Annotated in this window: 16 protein-coding genes; 7 read left to right on the top strand and 9 right to left on the bottom strand. The window is 72.4% G+C overall.

Annotation, left to right across the window (positions count from 1 at the left end; genetic code table 11):
* The first annotated feature begins 74 nt into the window (after positions 1–74).
* Positions 75–956, top strand: a complete 882-nt coding sequence (locus tag CHC11_RS36020; protein WP_089316375.1) for an alpha/beta fold hydrolase — start codon at positions 75–77, stop codon at positions 954–956.
* On the opposite strand, the gene CHC11_RS36015 is transcribed toward CHC11_RS36020, so the two are convergent.
* Entirely contained in the window at positions 937–2,493 is a 1,557-nt protein-coding gene (locus CHC11_RS36015) for a GMC family oxidoreductase (RefSeq protein ID WP_089316374.1), read from the bottom strand. The genes CHC11_RS36020 and CHC11_RS36015 overlap by 20 nt on opposite strands.
* Positions 2,494–2,671: 178 nt before the next feature.
* Here CHC11_RS36015 and CHC11_RS36010 point away from each other — a divergent pair, with 178 nt between their 5' ends.
* Complete coding sequence (locus CHC11_RS36010; RefSeq protein WP_089316373.1) at positions 2,672–4,162, top strand: tetratricopeptide repeat protein; 1,491 nt, start codon at positions 2,672–2,674, stop codon at positions 4,160–4,162.
* A gap of 31 nt (positions 4,163–4,193) precedes the next feature.
* Here CHC11_RS36010 and CHC11_RS36005 read toward each other — a convergent pair whose 3' ends face one another.
* The gene (locus CHC11_RS36005; protein ID WP_089316372.1) at positions 4,194–4,766 is read right to left on the bottom strand and encodes a TetR/AcrR family transcriptional regulator; all 573 of its coding nucleotides are present in this window, start codon (positions 4,764–4,766) and stop codon (positions 4,194–4,196) included.
* A 93-nt stretch (positions 4,767–4,859) separates the two neighbouring features.
* Here CHC11_RS36005 and CHC11_RS36000 point away from each other — a divergent pair, with 93 nt between their 5' ends.
* Together CHC11_RS36000 and CHC11_RS35995 are read left to right on the top strand one after the other, a co-directional pair.
* The gene (locus CHC11_RS36000; RefSeq protein ID WP_089316371.1) at positions 4,860–5,231 is read left to right on the top strand and encodes a DUF4267 domain-containing protein; all 372 of its coding nucleotides are present in this window, start codon (positions 4,860–4,862) and stop codon (positions 5,229–5,231) included.
* Between the two features lie 31 nt (positions 5,232–5,262).
* Positions 5,263–5,757 carry a cupin domain-containing protein gene (locus CHC11_RS35995; RefSeq protein WP_089316370.1) on the top strand — a complete coding sequence of 165 codons (495 nt, stop codon included), beginning with the start codon at positions 5,263–5,265 and terminating at the stop codon, positions 5,755–5,757.
* A 70-nt stretch (positions 5,758–5,827) separates the two neighbouring features.
* Here the strand turns inward: CHC11_RS35995 and CHC11_RS35990 are convergent, their stop codons facing one another.
* From CHC11_RS35990 to CHC11_RS35975, 4 genes are all read right to left on the bottom strand, one after another.
* Positions 5,828–7,093, bottom strand: a complete 1,266-nt coding sequence (locus CHC11_RS35990; protein WP_089316369.1) for an SAM-dependent methyltransferase — start codon at positions 7,091–7,093, stop codon at positions 5,828–5,830.
* An 88-nt stretch (positions 7,094–7,181) separates the two neighbouring features.
* Positions 7,182–8,549 (bottom strand): FAD-binding oxidoreductase, encoded by a 1,368-nt coding sequence (locus tag CHC11_RS35985; protein WP_089316368.1) that lies wholly within the window; start codon positions 8,547–8,549, stop codon positions 7,182–7,184.
* 228 nt (positions 8,550–8,777) lie between these two features.
* Entirely contained in the window at positions 8,778–9,296 is a 519-nt protein-coding gene (locus CHC11_RS35980; protein ID WP_089316367.1) for a DUF1707 and DUF4870 domain-containing protein, read from the bottom strand.
* A 35-nt stretch (positions 9,297–9,331) separates the two neighbouring features.
* On the bottom strand, positions 9,332–10,141 hold the full coding sequence (locus tag CHC11_RS35975) for a polysaccharide deacetylase family protein (protein ID WP_089316446.1): 810 nt from the start codon (positions 10,139–10,141) through the stop codon (positions 9,332–9,334).
* Positions 10,142–10,314: 173 nt separating this feature from the next.
* On the opposite strand from CHC11_RS35975, the gene CHC11_RS35970 reads away from it, so the two are divergent.
* Positions 10,315–10,686, top strand: coding sequence for a hypothetical protein (locus CHC11_RS35970; protein WP_089316366.1), 372 nt, complete (start codon positions 10,315–10,317; stop codon positions 10,684–10,686).
* 328 nt (positions 10,687–11,014) lie between these two features.
* Here CHC11_RS35970 and CHC11_RS35965 read toward each other — a convergent pair whose 3' ends face one another.
* Positions 11,015–12,652 (bottom strand): FAD-dependent oxidoreductase, encoded by a 1,638-nt coding sequence (locus tag CHC11_RS35965; protein ID WP_089316365.1) that lies wholly within the window; start codon positions 12,650–12,652, stop codon positions 11,015–11,017.
* A gap of 169 nt (positions 12,653–12,821) precedes the next feature.
* Here CHC11_RS35965 and CHC11_RS35960 point away from each other — a divergent pair, with 169 nt between their 5' ends.
* Positions 12,822–13,184: an ArsR/SmtB family transcription factor gene (locus tag CHC11_RS35960; RefSeq protein ID WP_089316364.1), complete on the top strand. Its 363-nt coding sequence runs from the start codon at positions 12,822–12,824 to the stop codon at positions 13,182–13,184.
* 168 nt (positions 13,185–13,352) lie between these two features.
* Here CHC11_RS35960 and CHC11_RS35955 read toward each other — a convergent pair whose 3' ends face one another.
* Positions 13,353–14,321, bottom strand: coding sequence for a DUF4192 domain-containing protein (locus tag CHC11_RS35955; protein WP_089316363.1), 969 nt, complete (start codon positions 14,319–14,321; stop codon positions 13,353–13,355).
* A gap of 180 nt (positions 14,322–14,501) precedes the next feature.
* Between CHC11_RS35955 and CHC11_RS35950 the strand changes: the two genes are divergently transcribed.
* Positions 14,502–16,553, top strand: coding sequence for an ATP-dependent DNA helicase (locus CHC11_RS35950; RefSeq protein ID WP_179279181.1), 2,052 nt, complete (start codon positions 14,502–14,504; stop codon positions 16,551–16,553).
* Here the strand turns inward: CHC11_RS35950 and CHC11_RS35945 are convergent.
* Complete coding sequence (locus tag CHC11_RS35945; RefSeq protein WP_089316362.1) at positions 16,550–17,761, bottom strand: pyridoxal phosphate-dependent aminotransferase; 1,212 nt, start codon at positions 17,759–17,761, stop codon at positions 16,550–16,552. The genes CHC11_RS35950 and CHC11_RS35945 overlap by 4 nt on opposite strands.
* Positions 17,762–17,763: the final 2 nt, after the last annotated feature.

The following is a 17,763-nucleotide window of genomic DNA, read 5'->3' as shown; positions in this document are numbered from 1 at the left end:
CGAAGAGAAATGGCCCCGCTGGTCCCGCGCCGCACAGCCGCGGGTACCGTTCGCCGCGAACCGAGGAGGCGCACATGGGCGACATCACGACCGGATCGGTCAACGCGAACGGGCTCGACTTCGGATTCCTCACCGCCGGCCCCGAGGGCGGGCCCCTGGCGCTGCTGCTGCACGGCTTCCCCGACTCCCCGCACACCTGGCGGCACCTCATGCCGGAGCTGGCCGCCGCCGGATACCGCGCCGTGGCCCCCTTCATGCGCGGCTACGCACCCACGTCCGTCCCCGAGGACGGCGCGTACCAGAGCGGCGCCCTCGCCGCCGATGCCGTCGCCCTGCACCAGGCCCTCGGCGGCGGCGCCGACTCCGTGCTCGTCGGCCACGACTGGGGCGCCTTCGCCGCCTACGGCGCCGCGAACGCCGCTCCCGACCGCTGGCGCAAGGCGGTCGCCCTGTCCGTTCCACCCATATCGGTGATGACGACCGCGTTCTTCGACTACGAGCAGCTCAAGCGCTCGTTCTACATCTTCGTCTTCCAGACGCCGCTGGCCGAGCTCGCGTTCGGTCGCGCGTTCGTGGAAGGGCTGTGGCGCGACTGGTCCCCGGACGACGGCCGCGACCGGTCCGGGGACGTCGACCGCGTCATGGAGTGCCTCGCCGCGCCCGCCAACGCCGCGGCGGCGATCGGGTACTACCGCGCGATGCTCGACCCGTCCCGGCTCGTCGACCGGTACGCGGCCGAGCAGCAGGCGACCACCGTCGTGGGCGAGCGCCCCGTGCTCTACCTGCACGGCGCCGAGGACGGCTGCCTCGCCGCGGACGCGGTGGACCTCGACGCCGTCCGGACGGCCCTCCCGCCGGGGTCGCGGGCCGAGCGGATCCCCGGCGCCGGCCACTTCCTCCAGCTGGACCGCCCCGCCGAGGTGAACGAGCGCGTGCTCAGCTGGCTGGCGTCCTGATCAGGTCGGCGGCCTTCTCACCGATCATGATCGCGGGGGCGTTGGTGTGGCCGCGGGTGATCTGCGGCAGGACCGACGCGTCCGCGACCCGGAGCCCCTCGACGCCGCGGACGCGCAGGTCGGGGTCGACGACGGAGTCGGCGCCGGTGCCCATCCGGCACGTTCCGGTCGGGTGGTAGAGCGTCTCGGAGTGCCCCCGGACGTAGGCGGCGAGCGCCTCCTCGTCGTCCGCCCCCACGTAGGGCTCCATGACGTCGCCGACGTAGGGCTTGAGCGCGTCGGCGGCCATCAGCTCCTCCGCGCGGCGGATGCCGTGCATCAGGCGCCGCAGGTCGCCCTCCTCCGTCAGGTAGGCGGGGTCGATCACCGGCGGCGCGGCCGGGTCGGCGGAGGCGAGCGTGATGCGCCCGGACGACTCGGGCCGCAGCAGCACGACGCCGAGCGTCACGCCGTGCTCGGTCGGCGGGGTGAGCCCGTGCGCGACGTAGGGGGCCGGCGCGAAGATCAGTTCGAGGTCGGGGGCGTGCAGGGCGGGGGCGCTCTTGGTGAAGACGACCGCCTCTCCCACGTTGGAGGTGAACGGCCCGCGCCTCGCGAGCAGGTAGCGGGCGATGTTCACCACCGACTCCGCGCCCGCGAGCGTGACCTTCTTGGGGCAGTGCCGCACGACGCCGACCGACAGGTGGTCCTGGAGGTGGCGCCCCACCTGCGGGGACTCCACGACCGGCTCCACTCCGGCGCTCCGCAGGTGCTCGGGGTCGCCGACGCCGGACAGCATCAGCAGGTGCGGCGACCCGACCGCGCCCGCGGCGAGGACGACCTCGCGGCGCGCCGCGACGCGCTCGCCGCCGTACTCCACGCCGGTCGCGCGGCCGTCCTCGATCAGGACCCGCGACACCTGCGCGCCGGTCACGACGGTCAGGTTCGGGCGCCCCCGCGCGGGACGCAGGTACGCGTCGGCCGCGCTGCACCGCCTGCCGCGCCGCTGGCTGACCGGCGTGAGCGCGTACCCCTCGTTGGACGGGCCGTTCAACTCGGGCAGCCTGGTCAGGCCGGCGGCGGCGCACGCCTCCAGGAACGCCCGCGTCGTCGGGTTCGGGCTGCGCTGCTCGGAGATCGTGACCGGGCCGGACGTCCCGTACACGTCGCCCCTGTTGCTGCCGGCGCGCCCCTCGACGCGCTTGAAGTACGGGACGACGTCCTCGTACGACCAGCCGGGGACGTCCCAGTCGTCGTAGTCGTCGTAGTGGCCGCGCACCCACATCATGGCGTTCATCGAGGACGACCCGCCGAGCATCCTCCCCCTCGGCCAGTACAGCTCGCGCCCGTCCAGCTCGGGCTGCTTGGCGGTGCCGTAGTCCCAGTCGTACTCGGTCTTGAAGAGCTTCGGGAACGCGGCCGGGATGTGGATCTCGCTCTTGTCGTCCGGGCCGCCCGCCTCCAGGAGGGCGACGGTGACCGAGGCGTCCTCGGAGAGCCGCGCGGCCAGGGCGCACCCCGCGGACCCGGCGCCGACGATGACATAGTCGTGTTCCATGAGGGCTCCCGCTCTCCACGGGCCGCGGCACGGCCCGTTCTTCCCCCGGGCTTACCACCGGGAGGGTCCGCCCGTCCATGCGTGCGGAGCGGTTTCGGGACGGCCGCGCGCCGATGGAACCCGGATCGGGCGCGCGGCGTCGATCCCGTGAATCCGTGATCACTCAGAGGGGCGTGCGATGACCGAGTACCCGGCCGGATCAGTCGAACCGTACGAGCGCGGCATGGAGGCCAAGCGCGGCGGGAACGTCGCGGAGGCCGAGCAGCTGTTGCGGCGGGCGTTCGAATCGGGGCATCCGGGGGGCGCCCACGAGCTCGGCTTCATCGCGGCGGAACGCGGCGACGACCGGGAGGCGGTGGCGTGGTGGCGGCGGGCCGCCGAGGCAGGGCTCCCCGAGAGCGCCTTCGAGGTCGGCTACGCCGCGGAGCGCGACGGCGACCCGGAGGCCGCCGAACGCTGGTACCGGCAGTCCGCCGCGGGCGGCTTCGGGGGCGGCGCCCTGAACCTGGGCATCCTCCTGGAGGACCGGGGCGACGTCGACGAGGCCATGGGCTTCTTCCGCCAGGCATGGGAGCTCGGCTCGGACAAGGCCGCCTTCAACCTCGGCCGGCTGTACGACGACGGCGGGAAGGGCGATCTCGAAGCGGCGGAGACCTGGTACACGCGCGCCGCCGAGCGCGGCAACGGCGGCGCCGCGTTCAACCTGGGATTCGTGCGGCAGGACAAGGGCGATCCCGCCGGGCAGGTCCGGGCGTGGCGACAGGCCGCCGATCTCGGGCATCCCAAGGCCGCCTACTGCCTCGGCGCGCACTTCGAGAAAGCGGGGGACGAGGACACCGCCATCGGCTGGTTCCGCAGAGCGGTGCAGGAGGCCGGCGTCGAGCACGCCGCCCGCAGGCTCGGCGACATCTACCGGCGCCGGGGGGACGGGCGCGGTGCCCGGTTCTGGTCGGAGTTCCTGAGCGGGCTCAGCGGCTACAGCCCCGAGTTCGAGGCGTTCGCCAGTGCGGGCTCGGCCGCGGCGATCCAGCGGCAGAACGTCCTCAACGCCGTCGTCGGGGACGTCGACATCGCCTTCGACGTCGACCGGCGCACCCTCACCGCGGGCGGCCGCACCTTGCACGGCATGACCTTCCTCGGCAGCTTCTCGCACCTGAGCGACACGTGGCTGTGGGCGTGGGCCAACCCGCACTACGGCGACGGCGTGCCCGCGGTCGCCCCGCTGGCCGCCGTCCGCGAGCACGGCGAGCGCCACGCCGTCCCGGAGCTGGCGGCGGGTCGCCTGGACCTGTCCGGCTTCCCCGACCCGCACCAGGCCGCGACCACCATGGCCATCGCCGCCGCCGCGCTGCTCGGCGGCAACGGCGTGCAGAGCTGCCGCGTGAACGACGGAAAGGGCTCGTTCTACTTCCACGTCGACGACCCCGCCCTCCCCGCGGCCGAGTTCGACCCGCTCTCGGCCACGCGCCTGATGACGACCGCCGCCGAGATCTTCCCCACCGAGCAGCGCCGCGTGGTCCGCGGCTTCCTCGCCCACCACGGGTGCCGGATCAGGGAGAACGAGGAGGTCATCGACGGTATCGGGCCGCAGGGCGGCCAGGTGACGGTCGCCTTCACCCCCGACGGTCTCATCAAGGCCACCACCGCGGGCCGCGCCGCCGCCGGCTGACCGGCCCGGCCCGCGGCCGCGGCGGGCGAGGTCAGCCGGAGAACCGGCGGAGCAGGACGGCCATGCGCAGGTCGTGGTGCTCGCGGTGCATGCGCCCGCCGCGCATCAGGGTGAGGAGGCCGTGCAGGCAGCTCCAGAACGTCTCGGTGAGCACGTCCACGTCGTCCGCGCCCGCGAACGGCCGGACGGTCTCGCGCAGCTCGCCGAATGCCTCCTGGAGCGCGGACGGCGCCTCGGGGGTCGCGAACGGCAGGTCGACGGCGTTGACGAACATCGCGTCGTAGAGCGCGGGCCTGCGCTCCGCGAAGTCGGTGTAGGCCGCCGCGACGTCCGCCAGCGCCTCGGCGGGCTCGCGGGACGCGGTGCGCGCCTCCCGCAACTCGCCCGCGAGCTCGGCGCACCCCTCGACCGCGACCGCCGCCATGATGGCGCCCTTGCCCTTGAAGTGGCTGTAGAGGACGGGCTGGCTGTACTCGATCTCCGCGGCGAGCCGCCGCGTCGTCACCGCGTCCCACCCCTCGTTCTCGGCCAGCTCCCGCGCCGCCGTGATGATCAGCTTCTCGCGTTCGGCCCGCTCGCGCTCCCGGCGTCCCTGGATCGACATGGCAGCGATCCTAGCATTGCTAGCCATCCTGTCGACGCTATGCTAGCGTCGACCTCGTTCCTAGCACTGCTAGCAATCAGGAGACGCCGGATCATGCTCGCCCCTCTCGCCTATGGACTGGCCGTCGTGCTCGCCCTGTTCGTCACCTACATCGGCGTGCGGTTCCTCGTGTCGCCCCACCCGGCGGCCGCCGGCTACGGCGTCCCCGCCAAGCCGGACGGCGACGCCGCCTACCTGGAGGTCAAGGGGCTGCGCGACCTGACGTTCGGCATCCTCGGCCTCGCCTTGATCGCTTTCGCGGGCGCTCACGCCGCCGGCTGGTACATGCTGGTCGTGGCCATCGCGCCGCTCGGCGACACCATGATCGTGCTGCGCCACGGCGGCCCCAAGGCCGTCGCGTTCGGCGTCCACTTCGCCACCGCCGCGGTCGTGCTCGCCAGCGCGGCCCTGCTGTTCGCCGTCTGACCTCTTCCGTCCCGGACAAGGAGCCCACCGCATGTCGCTGATCTCACCGGACTTCGCCGAATCCGTGATCGTCCGGTCCGCCGAGGCCGAGGTGGTCGGCCGGTCCCCCGTCGCCATCAGGCTGCTCGCCGACAGCGGCTCGACCGGCGGCGCGCTGTCCACCCAGCGGGTCACCCTGGGCACCGGCGCGGACGGCGCCAGACCGCACCGCCACGACGGTTCCGCCGAGATGTTCTACATGCTGGACGGCGCCGCCCAGCTTCTCTCGGGCGAGCAGGTGGTGACCGCCGAACGCGGCGACCTCGTCGTCGTCCCGCCCGGCCTGCCGCACGCCTTCGCCGCCGCCCCCGGGGAGGGCGCCGACATCCTCATCGTCATCACCCCGGGCGTCGAGCGGTTCGAGTACTTCCGCCACCTGGAGCGCATCGCCTACGGGAAGGTCCCGCCGGAGAGCCTCCTGGACGTCCAGGAGATCTACGACACCTACTTCCTGTCCAGCGAGGCCTGGGAGAGGGCACGCGCCTGAGGCCCCGAAACGGCGACGAGCCGACCGGAACGTCCGGTCGGCTCGTCGGCGGGCTGAAGCGGTCGCGCCGTCACGATCCCCAGTCGGGCCGCAGCGGCATGTGGCTCGTGCCGTCGTCCTCCACCTTCACACCGAGCGTCTGGTGCAGCTGGATCCAGTTCTGGTTGAAGCCGATCACGCAGCCGGCCATGTAGACGCGCCACACGCGGGCGATGCCCTCACCGACCTCGGCGACGGCCTCGTCCCAGTGCGCGTCGAGGTTCTCGCACCAGCCGGTGAGCGTGCGCGCGTAGTGCTCGCGCAGGTTCTCCTGGTGCCGGATCTCGAACCCCGCGTCGTTCATCTGGCACTGGACGTAGCCCGGACCCTCCAGCTCGCCGTCCGGGAAGACGTACCGGTTGATGAACCCGTTCTCCTTGCGGGACGGGGACGTGTTGTCCGGACGCGTGATGGTGTGGTTCAGCATCCGCCCGCCCTTCTTCAGCTTCCCGTGGAGGAAGGAGAAGTAGGCCGGAAGGTTCTTCTTCCCGATGTGCTCGGTCAGGCCGATGGAGCTGACCGCGTCGAAGCCGGTCTCGGTCACGTCGCGGTAGTCCATGTGCCGGACCTCCGCGAGGTCGGACAGGCCCCGGTCGGCGATGGCCTTCTGCGCCCACTCGGCCTGCTGCTTGGACAGCGTGACGCCGAGCGCCTTGACCCCGTACTCCTTCGCGGCGTGCATCACCATGCCGCCCCAGCCGCAGCCGACGTCCAGCAGCCGCATTCCGGGCTTCAGCCCGATCTTCTTGGCCACCAGGTCGTGCTTGGCGAACTGCGCCTCCTCCAGCGTGGCGCCCTCATGCGGGAAGCACGCGCAGGTGTAGGCCATGGAGGGGCCGAGCACCCACTCGTAGAAGGTGTTGGACACGTCGTAGTGGTGGGAGATGGCCCGCGCGTCGCGCCTCTTGGAGTGCCGAAGCCACGACGGGATGCGGCTGAACGGCGCCTCCTGCGGCGGCGGGTCCAGCCGGCGCGACACCGCTGCGCGCAGCAGCGGATCGCGCATCACCCCGCCGGCGATCCTCGCCTTGTCGCGCGGCGTCACATCGCTGAGCACCTGCTGCATCGTCGCCAGCGCCGTGATCATGTCACCGTTGACGTCGATCATGCCGGTGACGTAGGCGCGGGCGAGCCCCAGCGCGCCCGGCGAGTGCAGCAGGTACGAGACCGCGTACGGTGAGCGCACGTCGAAACGGATGTCGGCGCCGGGCACCCCCGCCCGAGATCCGTCGTACGCCGTGAACTCCACTGGCGCCTCAGCCCCGGCGAGCTGCTCGAAGACCCTGGCCAGCGTCATCTTGGTTCCTCCTGTCTCTCCGCCCCGGTCCGGGCGGCGGCGGACGGCCGCCTCCCGCGCGGGGCTCCCCCGAACTGCGGGCGCCTGGTCAGCGTCCGCGCACGCACTTGTCGTAGAGGTCCAGCAACCGTCCGTCAGGATCGTAGGACCCCTTGAGCCGCCGGTAGGTCTCCCCGTCGTAGTACCGCCAGAACTCGTCCCGTCCGTAGAAGGCGGTCGAGTAGAGGGACTTGTGCCCGTCGAGGGCAGCGACCTTACGCTCGATGAGCCGGTTGTGGTACTCGGGGATCTGCCCCGGCGGGATCCGCACCGTCCCCCAGAAACCGGCGTTCACGTAAGGGCGGCCCACGTCCAGCGGGTACAGCGGCCACCGCTCCTTCGCACGCAGCGGGCACAGCCAGATCGGGCTCATGCCCACCTTGTCGTGGAAGAACTCCAGGAACTCCGGAAGCCGCTCGATCGGCACCTCGATGTCCTGGATGACGTCCTCGCGCGGCCGCAGCCCGCGCCACCGCTCAGCGCGCGCGACGACGTGGTACCTGCGGTCGTAGGCGACCAGCTTGCGGTACACGTCGGAGCGCTTGTACTTGTCGGGCCACAGCCGCCGGACGGTCGGGTTCTGCACGCCGAACGCGCCCGAGCACCAGAACCAGTCGGTGTCCCAGCGCCAGATGTAGTCGCGGATCGTGAGGAAGTCGACCGACCGCTGCCGGATCGACCTGTAGTAGATCTGCTGGCCGGTGTAGTCGGAGGTGTAGGGCGCGGAGTCGGCGAAGAAGCCGAGCGTGATGTACTGCTCGTCCGCGCCGAAGACCGTCCCGTCCATGAAGTCGACGGTCTCGTCCTCGAACGTCCCGGACTCGGTGATCTCCCCCAGGACGCGGGCGAGCTCCGCCGCGTCGGTGAAGCGCAGGTGCCGCAGCCGGACGTACGGCCGGACGGCCCGCAGCTCGATCTTCAACCGGAGGCTGTAGCCGAGCGTCCCGTAGGAGTTCGGGAAGCCGTAGAACAGGTCCTTGTGCTCGTTGTCGCGCGTGGCCGTGACGATCTGCCCGCCGCCGGTGAGGACCTCCAGCTCCAGGACTCCCTCGTGCGGCAGCCCGTCCCGGAACGACGTCGACTCGATGCCGAGCCCGGTGACCGCCCCGCCCAGCGTGATCGTCTTCAGCTGGGGGACGACCGTCGGCATCAGACCGTGCGGCAGCGTCGCGTCGACCAGGTCCTCGTAGGTCGTCATGCCCTGGACCTGCGCGGTCCGCTCGTCCGGGTCGACGCTCAGCACCTTGTCGAAGCCGGAGACGTCCAGGCCGGGCGCCGCCGAGGGGTCGCGCCACCGGAACAGGTTCGAGGTCCGCTTCGCCAGCCGCACCGGCGTGCCCGCCGGAATGGCCTGGTAGGACCTCCTGAGCGCCTCCACCGCCCGCTGGTGATCGCCCTTGATCGCAAGCTCCGTCATCTACCCCTCCCTCGCCTAGTTAATCGATCATCCCATGCATGGTCCACATAACTCGGACGTTAGGGGAGTCACAGGTAGGGAGGGGAATAAACCCACGGGCGTGCACATAGGCGTCGTTCCATCTCCTGGAGGCGGCCGGCCGCGTTCGACGCGGCCACGTCAACTCTCCCCGGAGGCGTCCTCCGACAAACCCGAGCCGCGTTCAACGCCAGGCTCGCGCGCCCCGTGTCACTTCACCAGGCGCAGGATCCACGGGTAGCGGAAGGTCTGGCCGGTCAGCGCGAAGACGGCCGCGATCGCCGACAGCACCCACGCCACCGCGTACACGACCCCGCCGACGCCGAAGGTGACGATCGTCAGCAGCAGCAGCGTCACCTGGAAGTTCACGGCCTCCGCCGCCTGCCGCCGGACGTAGGGCGACCGCTTGCCGCTCAGCAGCATCAGCACGAGCGGGCCGACGAACAGCGTGGGGACGGCGACGGCGTGCGCGGCGGCGGCCAGCATCCGGTCCTCGCCCGTCGCCGCCTCGGCCTCGACCGCAACGGGCGGCGCGGGGGCGGGCACCAGATCGAGGAGGACGGCGCCGAGGTCGTTGCGCGTCTTGGCCGTCATCGCCAGTTGCACGCGAAGGTCGAACTCGTCCTCGTCGAGGCGCGCCTCGGCGTAGGCGTCCTGAAGCCGCTGGATGACCGGTTCCCGTTCGGCGTCCGAGACCCGCAGATCCCCCACCGCGTAACTGCTGTTCATAAGCCCATGGTCCGCGCGGCCACGCCGCGAGGCCATCAGGGAAGACCCTGAGGATCCCCTGAGTTCCGCTGGACGTACTCCTTCCCGGGGGTCAGGCGCCCCCCGAAGAGCTCGGGCACCGTGACGAACACGTACCCCTCGGCCGCCAGCCGGTCGATGATCTTCGGGACGGCCCGCACGCTCGTCGGATGGATGTCGTGCATCAGGACGATGTAGCCGGGCCTGACCGCCTTCAGCACCCGCCTCTCGACGTAGGCGGTGTCGCGGTGCTCCCAGTCGAGGGGGTCGACCGTCCACAGCACCTGCGCCATCCCCAGCTCCTGCGTGATCTTCGTCAGCCGCCCGGAGGTCGACCCGTAGGGCGGCCTGAGCAGCACGGGCGTGACCCCGGAGGCTTGCCGGATCGCGTCCTGCGTCCTCGTCAGCTCGGCCATGATCTTCTTCTGGGACGCCCTCCCGAGGTCGGCGTGCGTGTAGCTGTGGTCGGCGAGCTCGTGCCCGGCCTCCAGCTCGCGCCGCACCAGGTCCGGATGCTTCGCGGCGTTCTCGCCCACGATGAAGAACGTCGCCCTGACCTTGCGGGCGGCGAGGATGCCCAGCAGCTCCGCGGTGCTCTCCGCGGGCCCGTCATCGAACGTCAGCGCCAGGCACTTGGCCCGGGCGCAGTCGGGCGGCGGCGGCTTCGGAGGCGCGACCGGTCTCGGCCTCGGGCGGGCCTTGGACGCCTTGGCCTGCGCGACGGGCTTCTCCTGGCCCCGGGCCGGGGTGAGGGTGCTCAGGAGCCCGAACACGGCGACCGCGAGCACGGCTCCGGCCACCCGCCGAACGAGGTTCGGCCCGTCCATCGACACCCCCGCGTGATGATCCCCCGAAGGCGCCAGTCTAGGGCGCGGCCCCCCGGCCCGCCGGGGTCGCCGCCGCTGTGTCGGGAACCGGCCCGCCGCCGATCTCGTTATCGTCGTACACCGCAAGCCCGCTCCGGAACGGTTCCGGGCGGGACCACACGACGGGGTTGACGATGAGGTTCCGGGATCGGTTCGGGATCCGCAGGCACCGCGGGTCCTCGGTGACGAGGCTCGACAGGGAGGCGACGGACTCCGACGTCGAGGCGCTGATCGCCTTCGCCCGCGCCCGCCGCGGCGTCGAGTTCTTCGTCGAGCCCGAGACGTTCGCCACCGACACCACGGCCGTCGCCGTCGCCCACGACGGCGAGTGGACCCGCCGCCGCGTCGGCTCCCCCAAGGTCATCGGCAAGGTGGCCCGCGATCTCGGCCTGCCCGTCTACGACGTCCAGATCGTCGGCTACCCGCCCCGCATGCGCGCGTGGAACGAGCGCAACCCGGACCGCCGCATAGACCCCGGCACCCCCGGCGAAGCCGTCTCCTCCTGACTCCGGAAGACGGCCGCAGCCCCCGGGCCGGCGCGGATGAGACGTGCCCGGTCGAGTCGCCAGTCGAGGCGGTGCCTGACGGGGAACACGGGACGGGCGTCGCCGCAGCCCATGATGATCACGGCGTCGGAGGCTCGGACGGCGTCCGCGGTGAGGACCGTGGAAGTCTCGGCGGCGATGTCGACGCCCTCCTCTGCCCCCAACTGGTGATCTCGGTGCCGCAGAGCGCCGCAGGAGAACGCGGGAGACCTCGTCCGGGGCGGCGGGCAGCGGGCCGGCGCCGGTGCGTTCCTCCGGCCCCGGCGCCGCGTGCTCCCGGCTCACCAGGTCAGTCGCCGCCCCGTTCGGCGTCGCCGGAGTAGCCGTGGACGCGGCCGGTCGCGAAGCCCGCCCCGGCGGGAGGGCCGGCGCCGATGGCCACCGGCTGCGGTTCCGAGCCGCCGCAGCAGGCGCCCCCTCCGGCGACGGCGCCGGCCGGAACCGTGACCGGTGCGGGGCCGGGGCCGCAGGAACCGCCGCAGCCGGCGTCGGCGGCGCCGGGCAACTGGTCCTCGGTGACCAGGCTGGTGGAGCAGACACCGGTCTCGGGCAGGTCGAGTTCGACGGCGTCGGCGGCGGCGCGGTCGCCGGCCAGCGCGGCGACCACGGAGCGGACCTGCTCGTATCCGGTGGCCATCAGGAAGGTCGGGGCCCGCCCGTAGCTCTTCATGCCGGCCAGGTAGAACCCGGGTTCGGGGTGGGCGAGGTCGCGTTCGCCGTGCGGCGGCACGGTGCCGCAGGAGTGGAAGTTCGGGTCGATCATCGGAGCGAGCCGGACCGGCGCCTCGACGGCGGGGTCGAGCTCGACGCGCACTTCCCGCAGCATGTCCAGGTCGGGCCTGAACCCGGTGGCCGCGACCACGGTTTCGGCCTCGATGACGCGCTCGCCCTCCGGCGTGGTGCCGACGACCCGCACGGGCCCGGCGGCGGGGCCCCCGTCGGGGACGCCGAAGCCCGTGACGGTGAAGTCCCGCACCAGCGCGATCTCCCCGCCCTCGACGGCGGCTCTGAGACGGGTGCCCAGCGCGCCGCGCGCCGGGAGACCGTCGGCGTCACCTCCGCCGTACAGGCGGGCGACCGAGGAGCCCCGCACGGCCCAGGTGATGCGGGTGCCGGGGGAGGTCCTGGCGAGTTCGGCAAGGGCGAGCAGGGTGTTGGCGGCCGAGTGGCCCCTGCCGACGACCAGCGTGCGGCGCCCGGCGAAGCGTGCGCGGTCGCGGCCCAGCACGTCGGGCAGCGGTCCGGTCACGTAAGGGGCGGCTCGGTCCTCCCCGGGAGCGGGCAGCCCGGAGTGGCCGAGCGGGTTGCCGTGCCCCCAGGTGCCCGAGGCGTCGATGACGGCACGGGCGTGCAGGTCGGTGACGGCGCCGTCCTTCCCGACCGCCCGGACCAGCAGCGGATGCTCGTCGCGGCCGACGGTGCGAGTGACGTCCACGCCGCTCCGGGCCACCGCGGTCACCTGCGTGCCGGTCCGGATCCGCCCGGCCAACTCGGGCACTTCCGCCAGCGGGGCCAGGTAGTCGCGGACGAGTTCGGCCCCGGTGGGCAGGGCGTCCGGCGCGGGCAGGGTCCAGCCGGTGGGCTCCAGCAGCCGGCGGGCGGCGGCGTCGGTGTCGTAGCGCCAGGGCGAGAACAGCCGGACATGCCCCCAGGCCGACACTGCCGCTCCGACCGCGTCACCGGCCTCCAGGACGACGAAGTCCAGCCCGCGTTCGGCCAGGTGAGCGGCCGCGGCGAGCCCGACCGGCCCGGCGCCGACGACCACCACCGGCAGTTCCTCGGCGTGGTCGCCGAGGCAGCCGCAACCGGCGCTCGCCTTGGCCTCGGTCACGGTGAGCGCCGGGTCCGCGGCCCGGTCGGCACCGGTGCAGCAACCGCTGACCCCGCAGCAGGCGCTCCGAACCGCCTCCCCTGTGTGCTCGCCCATGCTTCTCCCTCACTACGTCGGATCGCCGTCACGGTCGTGCAGCGGTGACGACGCGGCGCGCATGCGATGGTGCAGCCCTCACCGCTACGGCCGCGAAGGCCACTATTTAGACGTTCTTCTAAACAACGTCAGTTTGCGTCTTTGCTTAGATGGATGTCAAATTAGAGGCATGCCTAACTTGCTGGGCCTGGACGACATCTCCGCTCCGGTCTGCTGCGCGCCGCTCAGCGGCCCCGCCCTGAGCGAGCACGAGGCGGTCGAACTGGCCGGGGTGTTCAAGGCGCTGTCGGATCCGGTCCGGTTGCGGTTGCTCAACATGATCGCTTCCGCCGAGGGCGGCGAGGCGTGCGTATGCGACCTGACCGGCTCCTTCGAGCTGACCGCGCCCACGATCTCCCACCATCTGAAGGTGCTGCGCCAGGCGGGGCTGATCGACGGCGAGCGGCGCGGGACGTGGGTCTACTACCAGGCGGTCCCCGAACGCCTGACCCGGCTCTCAGGACTGTTCGCCCTCCCCGCGCGCACGCCCTGACCAGCCCGAGAACCGCATCTCGGCAACACCGCCGCGACAGCGCCCGCACATGGAGTCACCGGGCCCGCGACACGGCCCGACACTGCCTACCCGCCACGAAAACTCGGAGCCCAAGCGCACGGGAAGTCACCCCCCGGCCCGGCGAGCACGTGGCCCGCGGTCGTAGGGCTAGCCGGCTTTCTGGTGGTCGGCGGGTGGGGAACCGGCCTTGCGCATGCGGAGTCTGGAGGGTGGGACGCCCGCGTTGACCACTTCGCGGAGGATGACGGCCATGGAGTAGGCGGGGTCGGTGTCGAGGGCGCGTTGCAGGGCGACGTTGGCCAGGCCGCCGTCGCCGGCCGAGTAGGCGGCGAATGCCAGCAGGGACGCGGGGGCCGGGACGCGGGCGGGGTCGACGCGGCGGACGATGTCGCGCCAGAAGGCGATGTCGGCGGCCGGGGAGTCCTCGTCGAGGCGGGTCCAGGTCTCGTCGCGGACGCGCAGGTCGGTGAGGAGGAGGCCGAGCCAGGCGACCTCGTCGTCGGTCGGGCGGGAGCCGGTGCGGGCGCGGGCGGGCAGGGCGAGGACGAAGGTGAGATCGTCTTCGGCGGACGAGGGCGGGCGGGCCAGGTAGCGCCGCTCGGCGCGTTCGGTGGCGCGGTGCATGGCGGTGCGGGCGGGACCGTCGAGCGGCTGGACGGAGGCGACGAGTTCGGCGCGGTCGGCCAGGGCCACGTGGCCTCCGAAGGTCGCCTCGGCGGCGACGGCGCTGGCGTGGATGTCATACGGAGTCCCTTCGGGTGGGCAGCAGACGTCGCCGCAGGTGAGCGACCACCAGCGGCCGTCGGCGACGCGGATCGCCTCGACGACGGGGACGCCCGCGGAGGCCAGGGCGGCGCGCATGGGCCGGGCGGCCTCCGCCACCTCGCCGGCCGGGCCGTACCCGAGCAGGAGCGAGCGGGCGAAGCCGTTGCCGGACAGGACGGCGGCGACGCGTTCGGCGGCGTCGGACGACGGTAAGTCGAGCCGGATCGCGCATGTGCTGCGGGACCGTCCCTCGAAGCCGATGACGACGAGGCTGCGCGCGGGGTGGAAGCCGAGCAGATAAGGGACGGCCGCGATGGCGTCCTGGGCTGAGCGGATCACCAGTGATGTCATGCGTCGAGGGTTTCAGGGGGCGTGGAGGGGCCGCCGCGGCTCGCCCAACTGTGGATAACTCCCGGGAGATCCGGGACGCGGTCGCGCGGGACGGGACGCGGGTGTCGGCCGCGGGCGGTAGCGTTGGGCGACGTGCCCGCCCCTGATCTGCTGACCGGCAGCGAGACCCAGATTCCCGACATGGCGACCCTTCTCGCCGCGGCCGTCGCGTCCGTCGGGGGCGCCGAGCGCCCCGGGCAGGTGACGATGGCGCAGGCGGTGGAGAGCGCCATCGAGTCCGGGGAGCACGTCGCCGCGCAGGCGGGCACCGGGACGGGCAAGTCTCTCGCCTATCTGGTCCCCGCGATCCGGCATGCCGTCAAGGAGAAGACGACCGTGGTGGTGTCCACGGCGACGATCGCGTTGCAGCGGCAGCTCGTCGACCGCGACCTGCCGCGGCTCGCGGAGGCCCTCGGGCCGCTGCTCGGGACGGAGCTGAAGTTCGCGATCCTCAAGGGCCGCCGCAACTACCTGTGCCTGCACCGGGTGCAGACGGGCGTGCCCGAGGAGGAGGACGGCGGGCCGAGCCTGTTCGACCCGCAGCAGCTGTCCTCCCTCGGACGGCAGGTCAAGCGGCTGAACGAGTGGGCCGAGGAGACCAGGACCGGCGACCGCGACGAGCTGGTGCCGGGGGTGGGCGAGCAGGCGTGGCGGCAGGTCGCCGTGACGGCGAAGGAGTGCCTGGGCGCGCAGCGGTGCCCGCACGGGAGCGAGTGCTTCGCCGAGCTGGCGCGGGCGGAGGCCGGCGAGGCGCACATCGTCGTCACCAACCACGCGCTGCTGGCCATCGACGCCCTGGAGGAGTTCCAGGTCCTGCCCGAGCACGACGTGGTGATCGTGGACGAGGCCCACGAGCTGGTCGACCGGGTCACCTCGGTCGCGACCGGGGATCTGAGCGCCGCCGGCGTGGAGACCGCCGCGCGGCGGTGCGGGCGGCTGACCGAGGAGCACCTCGCCGACCGGCTCAAGGAGGCCGCCGAAGGGCTCGGCCTTCTGCTGGAGGAGATGCCCGCGGGCCGTATGGACGTCCTGTCCGGCGCCCTGGGCAACACCCTGGCGTCCGTGCGGGACGCCGCACACGCGTGCGTCACGGCGCTCGGGCCGGAGAAGAAGGAGTCCGACCCCGGCGACATGGCCGCGCGCAAAGCGGCGCGTTCCTCGCTTGAGGAACTGCATGACACGGCCGTGCGAATCCTGGAGGCGTTCCAGCCGGAGATGGCGCAGCGCTTCGACGTGGTGTGGCTGGAGAAGCCGTTCGTCCAGGAAGGGCGCCCGAAGCGGCCGCCGGCGCTGCACGTGGCGCCGATCGGTGTCGGCGGGCTGCTGCGCACGACGCTGTTCGAGCAGCGCACCGCGGTCCTCACGTCGGCGACGCTCACGCTGGGCGGGTCCTTCGAGCCGCTCGCCCGCCAGTGGGGCCTGCCGCCGCTGGACGAGGGCGGGCCGAGGGACGCCAGGACCGCCGCCGAGGGCCTCGCGCAGACCGCGACGGAGAAGGGCGAGGAGACCGAGGTCGTCTGGTCGGGACTCGACGTCGGTTCGCCGTTCGACCATCCGAAGGCGGGCATCCTCTACGTCGCGCGGCATCTGCCCCAGCCGGGGCGGGACGGCCTCGCCGACGCCTACCTGACGGAGATCACCGAGCTGATCGAGGCGGCGGGCGGGCGGACGCTCGGCCTGTTCTCCTCGATGCGCGCCGCGCGCCAGGCCGCCGACGAACTGAAGGACCACCTGACCCACCCGCTGCTGTGCCAGGGCGACGACTCCACGTCCCTGCTGGTGAAGCAGTTCGCCGAGGACGAGCGGACCTGCCTGTTCGGCACCCTGTCGCTCTGGCAGGGCGTGGACGTCCCCGGCCCCTCACTGCAGCTCGTCGTCATGGACCGCATCCCGTTCCCGCGCCCGGACGACCCGGTGTCGTCGGCGCGGTCCCGGGCCGTCGCGGCGCGCGGCGGCAACGGGTTCATGGCGGTCGCGGCGACGCATGCGGCGCTGCTGCTCGCCCAGGGCGCGGGCCGGCTGCTGCGCTCGATGGACGACCGCGGTGTGGTCGCCGTCCTCGACCCGCGGCTCGCCACGGCCCGCTACGGCGGCTTCCTCAAGAACTCGCTGCCGCCGTTCTGGGCGACCACGGATCCCGCCGTCGTCCGCGGCGCGCTCCGGCGCCTGGACGCCGCCGCGACCGAGGCCTAGCGGCGGTAGGTGGAGAGGAACTCCCCGATGCGCCCGACGGCGTCCTCCAGGTCGTCGGCGTACTGGAGGGTGACGATGCGGAAGTGGTCGGTGGACGGCCAGTTGAACCCGGTCCCCTGCACGATGAGGAGCTTCTGCTGCTCCAGCAGGTCGAGGGCGAAGCGCATGTCGTCCTCGATCGGGTACATCTCCGGATCCAGGCGCGGGAAGACGTAGAGGGCGCCCCGCGGCTTGACGCAGCTGACGCCCGGCAGGTCGTTCAGCAGTTTCCAGGCGCGGTCGCGCTGCTCGCCGAGGCGCCCGGTCGGCAGGACGAGGTCGTCGATGCTCTGGTAGCCGCCGAGCGCGGCCTGGATGGCGTGCTGCCCCGGGACGTTCGGGCACAGCCGCATGTTGGCGAGGATGTCGAGGCCCTCGATGTAGGACTCGGCGTGCTCCTTCGGTCCGGACAGCACGACCCACCCCGAGCGGAACCCGGCGACGCGGTAGTTCTTGGACAGGCCGCCGAAGGTGAGGCACAGCAGGTCGGGGGCCAGGGACGCGATCGGGACGTGCTCGGCGTCGTCGTAGAGGATCCGGTCGTAGATCTCGTCCGCGAAGATGATCAGGTTGCGGCGGCGGGCGACCTCGACGATCCGCGTGAGCGCCTCGCGCGAGTAGACGGCGCCGGTCGGGTTGTTCGGATTGATGATCACCAGGGCGCGGGTGCGGTCACCGATCTTGGACTCGATGTCGTCCAGGCTCGGCTGCCACCCGTCGTCCTCGTCGCACAGGTAGTGGACGGGCGTGCCCCCGCACAGCGACACCGACGCCGTCCACAGCGGGTAGTCGGGCGTCGGAATGAGCACCTCGTCGCCGTCGTTGAGCAGCGCCTGCAGCGTCATGACGATGAGCTCGGAGACGCCGTTGCCGAGGTAGACGTCCTCGACGTCGACGCCGGTGACGCCGCTGTCCTCGAAGCCCTGCACGATGGCGCGGCGCGCGGGGAGGATGCCCTTGGAGTCGCTGTAGCCGTGCGCCTCCGGCAGGTTGCGGATCATGTCCTGGAGGAGTTCGGGCGGTGCCTCGAACCCGAAGGGGGCCGGGTTGCCGATGTGCAGCTTGAGGATCTTGCTTCCCTCGTTCTCCAACTGCTTGGCGCGCTTGAGGACCGGCCCGCGGATGTCGTAACAGACATTGGTCAGCTTGCCCGACTGGTTGACCTGCATGG

It is taken from the genome of Actinomadura mexicana, assembly GCF_900188105.1.
In the GTDB taxonomy this organism is placed as follows: domain Bacteria; phylum Actinomycetota; class Actinomycetes; order Streptosporangiales; family Streptosporangiaceae; genus Spirillospora; species Spirillospora mexicana.
The sequence above is the reverse complement of the archived record's forward strand: the minus strand, read 5'-3'. Positions and strand labels throughout refer to the sequence as shown.

Coding starts and splice junctions, on each gene's coding strand:
- CHC11_RS36020 (WP_089316375.1), top strand. CDS start 75: ATGGGCGACATCACGACCGGATCGGTCAACGCGAACGGGCTCGACTTC.
- CHC11_RS36015 (WP_089316374.1), bottom strand. CDS start 2,493: ATGGAACACGACTATGTCATCGTCGGCGCCGGGTCCGCGGGGTGCGCC.
- CHC11_RS36010 (WP_089316373.1), top strand. CDS start 2,672: ATGACCGAGTACCCGGCCGGATCAGTCGAACCGTACGAGCGCGGCATG.
- CHC11_RS36005 (WP_089316372.1), bottom strand. CDS start 4,766: ATGTCGATCCAGGGACGCCGGGAGCGCGAGCGGGCCGAACGCGAGAAG.
- CHC11_RS36000 (WP_089316371.1), top strand. CDS start 4,860: ATGCTCGCCCCTCTCGCCTATGGACTGGCCGTCGTGCTCGCCCTGTTC.
- CHC11_RS35995 (WP_089316370.1), top strand. CDS start 5,263: ATGTCGCTGATCTCACCGGACTTCGCCGAATCCGTGATCGTCCGGTCC.
- CHC11_RS35990 (WP_089316369.1), bottom strand. CDS start 7,093: ATGACGCTGGCCAGGGTCTTCGAGCAGCTCGCCGGGGCTGAGGCGCCA.
- CHC11_RS35985 (WP_089316368.1), bottom strand. CDS start 8,549: ATGACGGAGCTTGCGATCAAGGGCGATCACCAGCGGGCGGTGGAGGCG.
- CHC11_RS35980 (WP_089316367.1), bottom strand. CDS start 9,296: ATGAACAGCAGTTACGCGGTGGGGGATCTGCGGGTCTCGGACGCCGAA.
- CHC11_RS35975 (WP_089316446.1), bottom strand. CDS start 10,141: ATGGACGGGCCGAACCTCGTTCGGCGGGTGGCCGGAGCCGTGCTCGCG.
- CHC11_RS35970 (WP_089316366.1), top strand. CDS start 10,315: ATGAGGTTCCGGGATCGGTTCGGGATCCGCAGGCACCGCGGGTCCTCG.
- CHC11_RS35965 (WP_089316365.1), bottom strand. CDS start 12,652: ATGGGCGAGCACACAGGGGAGGCGGTTCGGAGCGCCTGCTGCGGGGTC.
- CHC11_RS35960 (WP_089316364.1), top strand. CDS start 12,822: ATGCCTAACTTGCTGGGCCTGGACGACATCTCCGCTCCGGTCTGCTGC.
- CHC11_RS35955 (WP_089316363.1), bottom strand. CDS start 14,321: ATGACATCACTGGTGATCCGCTCAGCCCAGGACGCCATCGCGGCCGTC.
- CHC11_RS35950 (WP_179279181.1), top strand. CDS start 14,502: ATGGCGACCCTTCTCGCCGCGGCCGTCGCGTCCGTCGGGGGCGCCGAG.
- CHC11_RS35945 (WP_089316362.1), bottom strand. CDS start 17,761: ATGCAGGTCAACCAGTCGGGCAAGCTGACCAATGTCTGTTACGACATC.